Origin of the sequence: Streptomyces sp. F001 (assembly GCF_004187715.1) — a bacterium.
In the GTDB taxonomy this organism is placed as follows: Bacteria; Actinomycetota; Actinomycetes; order Streptomycetales; family Streptomycetaceae; genus Streptomyces; species Streptomyces flavusporus.
Genome location: NZ_QZWF01000113.1, coordinates 1 through 4835 on the forward strand (window position 1 = coordinate 1; position 4835 = coordinate 4835).

Genomic DNA, 4835 nt, shown 5'->3' on the forward strand with positions numbered 1-4835 from the left:
AGATACGCCCCACCACCCCCGACGAGCAGCACCGCAGCAGCGACTGACGCGATGACCGCGGGGGAGTGACGCCGGGCAGGCCGGGGGTCGCCGTCGCCCTCGGACTCACCGGTGCTCGTGTCCGACGCCCCCGAAACAGACACGTCCACGGTGTCCGACTCGTCCGAAGCAGGCTGCAGCGTCTCCGAAGCGGACGTATCCGCCGTATCCGACTCGTCCGAAGCAGGCTCCGGCGTCTCCGAAGCGGACGTGTCTGCCGCATCCGATGCCTCCGAAGCAGGCGCATCCGACGCTTCCGAAGCAGGCTCCGGTGCCTCAGAAACAGACGCATTCGCCGTCCCCGAAGCCTCCGCAGCGCCCCGCGTGTCCTCGGTCGGCTCGGTGGTGCCGGTCTCGCCCGAGACGTCGTCGTTGTCGGGTCGCTCGGTGTTCACCGCATCGCTCCTTCGGCTGCACAGCTGTCCCTGGTGACCCGGCCCTGCCGGAAGGGGGCCGCTGATGGGTCGTATCCCGTATCCCCTTTACAGGGGACAGCGATGGGACGCAGCGGGGGAGCACACGGTTCCCGGGCGGGTCGGCTCAGTCGCCGTAGTCCGACATCGCCTCCAGCAGCCGCGCCGACTTCGGCGGCACGGTCACGCCGTGGATGAGCGAGGGCGGGACCGGGCGGGTGGCGATCCGGTCGGGGACCGTCCAGTGCGGAGCCATCCGGGCGCAGTCGCCGCGCAGCGACGCCAGGTCGCCTTCCAGGTCGGCTGGGGCGGGAGCAGGGGCGTCGAGGTTCGTCATGATGAAACCGTAGGCACGCCGAGGCCCGCGAAGAAAGATCTACTATCGGGTAGTTTTACCTGCTTCACCGCCACCCTCGCCCGTTGCGGCACAACCGGCCACCCTCGGCCATCCGCTTCAGCGCCGCCGCCCCTATTCGGTAGCGTGGACTGTCAACCCCCTCCACCCGGGAGATTCCACGCCGTGCGCATCGCAGTCACCGGCTCCATCGCCACCGACCACCTCATGACCTTCCCCGGCCGCTTCGCCGACCAGCTCGTCGCGGACCAGCTGCACACGGTCTCGCTGTCGTTCCTGGTCGACAAGCTCGATGTACGCCGGGGCGGCGTGGGCGCCAACATCGCCTTCGGCATGGGCCAGCTCGGCACCCGGCCGGTCCTGGTCGGCGCCGCGGGCTCCGACTTCGACGAGTACCGGGCCTGGCTGGACCGGCACGGCGTCGACACCGCCTCCGTGCGCATCTCCGAGACGCTGCACACAGCCCGCTTCGTCTGCACCACCGACGCCGACCACAACCAGATCGGCTCCTTCTACACCGGTGCCATGAGCGAGGCCCGCCTGATCGAGCTGAAGACCGTCGCGGACCGCGTCGGCGGCCTCGACCTCGTCCTCATCGGCGCCGACGACCCGGAGGCGATGCTCCGGCACACCGAGGAGTGCCGCTCCCGGTCCATCCCGTTCGCCGCCGACTTCTCCCAGCAGATCGCCCGGATGGACGGCGAGGAGATCCGGATACTGCTGGACGGGGCGACGTACCTCTTCTCCAACGAGTACGAGAAGGGCCTCATCGAGTCCAAGACCGGCTGGACGGACGAGGAGATCCTCGGCAAGGTCGGCCACCGCGTCACCACCCTCGGCTCGCGCGGCGTACGCATCGAGCGGGCCGGCGAGGACCCCGTCGAGGTCGGCTGCCCGGAGGAGGAGCGCAAGGCCGACCCCACCGGCGTCGGCGACGCCTTCCGCGCCGGTTTCCTCTCCGGCCTCGCCTGGGGCGTCTCCCTGGAGCGCGCCGCGCAGGTCGGCTGCATGCTGGCCACGCTGGTCATCGAGACGGTCGGCACCCAGGAGTACGCGCTGCGCCGCGCCCACTTCATGGACCGCTTCACCAAGGCGTACGGCCATGACGCCGCCGACGACGTCAGGGCGCACCTGAGCTGACCAGGGTCCGCCGGGGGGCAGACCCTAGGCCAACCGGCGGACCACATAGGCAGAGCCCTGGTCCGCCGGTTCCTCACCCACGTACTCCTGCCCCCGCATCGCGCACCACGCCGGGATGTCCAGGCGTGCCGCCTCGTCGTCCGCCAGTACGCGCACGGTGCCGCCCACCGGCACGTCGCCGATGACCTTGGCCAGTTCGATGACCGGGATCGGGCAGAGCTTGCCCACCGCGTCCACGACGAGGGAGTCCCCTCGTACCGCCGTCTCGGGAGCGGGCGCCCCCAGTTTCTCCCGGACCCCCGCGACCGCCCCGGGCAGCACCTGAAGGAACCGCTCGACGTCCTCCGCCGACGCCCCGGACGGCAGCGACACCCGGACGTTGCCCTCGCTCAGCACCCCCATCGCCTTGAGCACATGGCTCGGCGTCAGCGTGCTGCTCGTACAGGACGACCCGGACGAGACGGAGAAGCCGGAGCGGTCGAGCTCGTGCAGCAGAGTCTCCCCGTCGACATAGAGACAGGAGAAGGTGACGATCCCGGGCAGCCGGCGCACCGGGTCACCCACCACCTCCACATCCCCCACCCCCTCCGGCACCCGCGCCCGGATCCGGTCCGTCAGCTCCCGCAGCCGTACCGCCTCCTCGGCCGCCTCCGCCTGTACGGCGCGCAGGGAAGCGGCCGCGGCCACGATCGCCGGAATGTTCTCGAACCCGGCCGCCCGCCCCGACTCCCGCTCGTCCGCAGGCCCTTGCGGAGCGAAGCGCACTCCCTTGCGGACCACCAGCAGTCCGACACCCGACGGCCCGCCCCACTTGTGGGCGCTCGCGGTCAGCAACGACCAGTCGCCCACCACCGGGCCCCAGCCCAGCGACTGCGCCGCGTCCACCAGCAGCGGCACCCCCGCCTCCCGGCACACGTCGGCCACTTCGGCCACCGGCTGCACGGTGCCGACCTCGTGGTTGGCCGACTGCAGACACGCCAGCGCGGTGTCGGGCCGCAGCGCCGCGGCGTACGCCTGAGGCGTCACGGCCCCCGCGCGGTCCACCGCGACCTGGGTGACCGTCCCGCCGTCCGCCTCGTGCACCTCGGCCGCGTGAAGCACCGAGGAGTGCTCGACCGACGACACGATCAGGTGACGTCCGACCCGCCGCCGCCCCGCCAGCGCCCCCGCGACACCGGCATGCACGGCACGGGTCCCGGAGGTGGTGAACACCAGCTCGTCCGCCCGGCACCCCACGGCCTCTGCGGCCGCCTCCCGCGCTGCGTCCAGCAGCAACCGGGCCCGGCGCCCCTCTTTGTAGAGACGTGCGGGATCGGCCCAGCCCTCGTCCAGGGAGGCCTGCAGGGCTTGGCGGGCCACGGGATGGAGCGGGGCCGAGGAGGCAGCATCGAAGTAGGGCACACGCCCACGCTAACTCCTGCTCCGGAGGAGGTGTCAGAACCGGTCCGGAGGCGGGCACTCGGGGGTCCGGAGGGCGTCCCCCGGACGGGCACGGCATCCCTTCGGGGTGACCCGCGGCGCGTTGGGTACCCTCCCCGCGCGACCCCAAATAGCGTCCAGTAGGGTTTGGTCCGCATAAACATCCAAACCCCTGCCCGACGCAGGGCGGCGACCGACCAGCGAGAAGGCCGCAGCCGACGCGCGGGCGAGACTCTCGGGAAGGCGCTACGTGAGTCCCAACGGCTCCGACCGCTCGCCGCGGCGCCCGATGCGGCGGAAGCTGCTGCAGGCACTGACCGCGGGCCTGGTCCTGGCGACCGCTACCGGTTGCACATACGAGGACTTCCCCCGCCTTGGTATGCCCACCCCCACCACGGAAGAGGCTCCGCGGATCCTCTCCCTGTGGCAGGGGTCCTGGGCTGCCGCGCTCGCCGTCGGCGTGCTGGTGTGGGGCTTGATCCTGTGGAGTGTCATCTTCCACCGGCGCAGCCGCACCAAGGTCGAGATTCCTCCGCAGACCCGGTACAACGTGCCCATCGAGGCGCTGTACACGGTGGTTCCGATCATCATCGTCTCGGTCTTCTTCTACTTCACGGCCCGCGACGAGTCGAAGCTCCTCGACCTGTCGAAGAAGCCCGACGTCACGGTCAACGTGGTCGGCTTCCAGTGGAGCTGGTGCTTCAACTACATCGAGAACGTCGAGGGTTCCACGGGCGACGCCAAGACCGCCAAGGAACTCGACGCCGTTCCGAAGCGGTACAAGGAGGACTTCCCCGCGGACGCGGGCGGGGTCTACACCTGCGGTACGCCGGGTGAGCGGAACCCGCAGACCGGCAACCCCGGCCCCACGCTGTGGCTGCCCGAGGGCAAGACGGTCCGCTTCGTCCTCACCTCGCGTGATGTCATCCACTCCTTCTGGGTGGTGCCGTTCCTGATGAAGCAGGACGTCATCCCGGGCCACACCAACGCCTTCCAGGTGACCCCCAACAAGCAGGGCACCTTCCTGGGCAAGTGCGCCGAGCTGTGCGGCGTCGACCACTCCCGGATGCTGTTCAACGTGAAGGTCGTCTCTCCCGAGCGCTACGAGCAGCACCTCAAGGACCTCGCCAAGAAGGGGCAGACCGGTTACGTTCCCGCCGGCATCGCGCAGACGAGCCACGAGAAGAACCGGGAGACGAACCAGCTGTGAGCATCCTCAACGAACCCGCGGGTGCCGCCGAGGCCGGCTCCTACGAGAACGAGCTGCCCGTCCGGCGCAAGCAGCCCGGCAACGTCGTGGTGAAGTGGCTGACGACCACTGACCACAAGACGATCGGCACCCTGTATCTCGTCACGTCGTTCGCGTTCTTCTGCATCGGTGGCGTGATGGCGCTCTTCATGCGCGCCGAGCTCGCCCGCCCGGGCACGCAGATCATGTCGAACGAGCAGTTCAACCAGGCGTTCACGAT

Annotated in this window: 4 protein-coding genes and 2 pseudogenes; 3 read left to right on the forward strand and 3 right to left on the reverse strand. The window is 70.2% G+C overall.

Annotated features, from left to right (window positions below; genetic code table 11):
* Window positions 1-434, reverse strand: a pseudogene (locus StrepF001_RS46825) (hypothetical protein); the annotation flags it as partial.
* A 145-nt stretch (window positions 435-579) separates the two neighbouring features.
* Window positions 580-789, reverse strand: coding sequence for a hypothetical protein (locus StrepF001_RS44530; RefSeq protein WP_129803767.1), 210 nt, complete (start codon window positions 787-789; stop codon window positions 580-582).
* A gap of 183 nt (window positions 790-972) precedes the next feature.
* Between StrepF001_RS44530 and StrepF001_RS44535 the strand changes: the two genes are divergently transcribed.
* Window positions 973-1947: a carbohydrate kinase family protein gene (locus StrepF001_RS44535; protein WP_129803768.1), complete on the forward strand. Its 975-nt coding sequence runs from the start codon at window positions 973-975 to the stop codon at window positions 1945-1947.
* Between the two features lie 24 nt (window positions 1948-1971).
* Here StrepF001_RS44535 and StrepF001_RS44540 read toward each other — a convergent pair whose 3' ends face one another.
* A complete protein-coding gene (locus StrepF001_RS44540) occupies window positions 1972-3348 on the reverse strand; it encodes a cysteine desulfurase/sulfurtransferase TusA family protein (protein WP_129803769.1) in 1377 nt (458 codons plus the stop codon).
* A gap of 268 nt (window positions 3349-3616) precedes the next feature.
* On the opposite strand from StrepF001_RS44540, the gene coxB reads away from it, so the two are divergent.
* Together coxB and StrepF001_RS44550 are read left to right on the forward strand one after the other, a co-directional pair.
* On the forward strand, window positions 3617-4576 hold the full coding sequence (gene coxB, locus StrepF001_RS44545) for a cytochrome c oxidase subunit II (RefSeq protein WP_129803770.1): 960 nt from the start codon (window positions 3617-3619) through the stop codon (window positions 4574-4576).
* Window positions 4573-4835 (forward strand): annotated as a pseudogene (locus StrepF001_RS44550) (cytochrome ubiquinol oxidase subunit I); the annotation flags it as partial. The gene coxB and the pseudogene StrepF001_RS44550, both read left to right, overlap by 4 nt.

Excerpts from the sequence above, each read along its gene's own strand:
- StrepF001_RS44530 (WP_129803767.1), bottom strand. The coding sequence starts at position 789 with ATGACGAACCTCGACGCCCCTGCTCCCGCCCCAGCCGACCTGGAAGGC.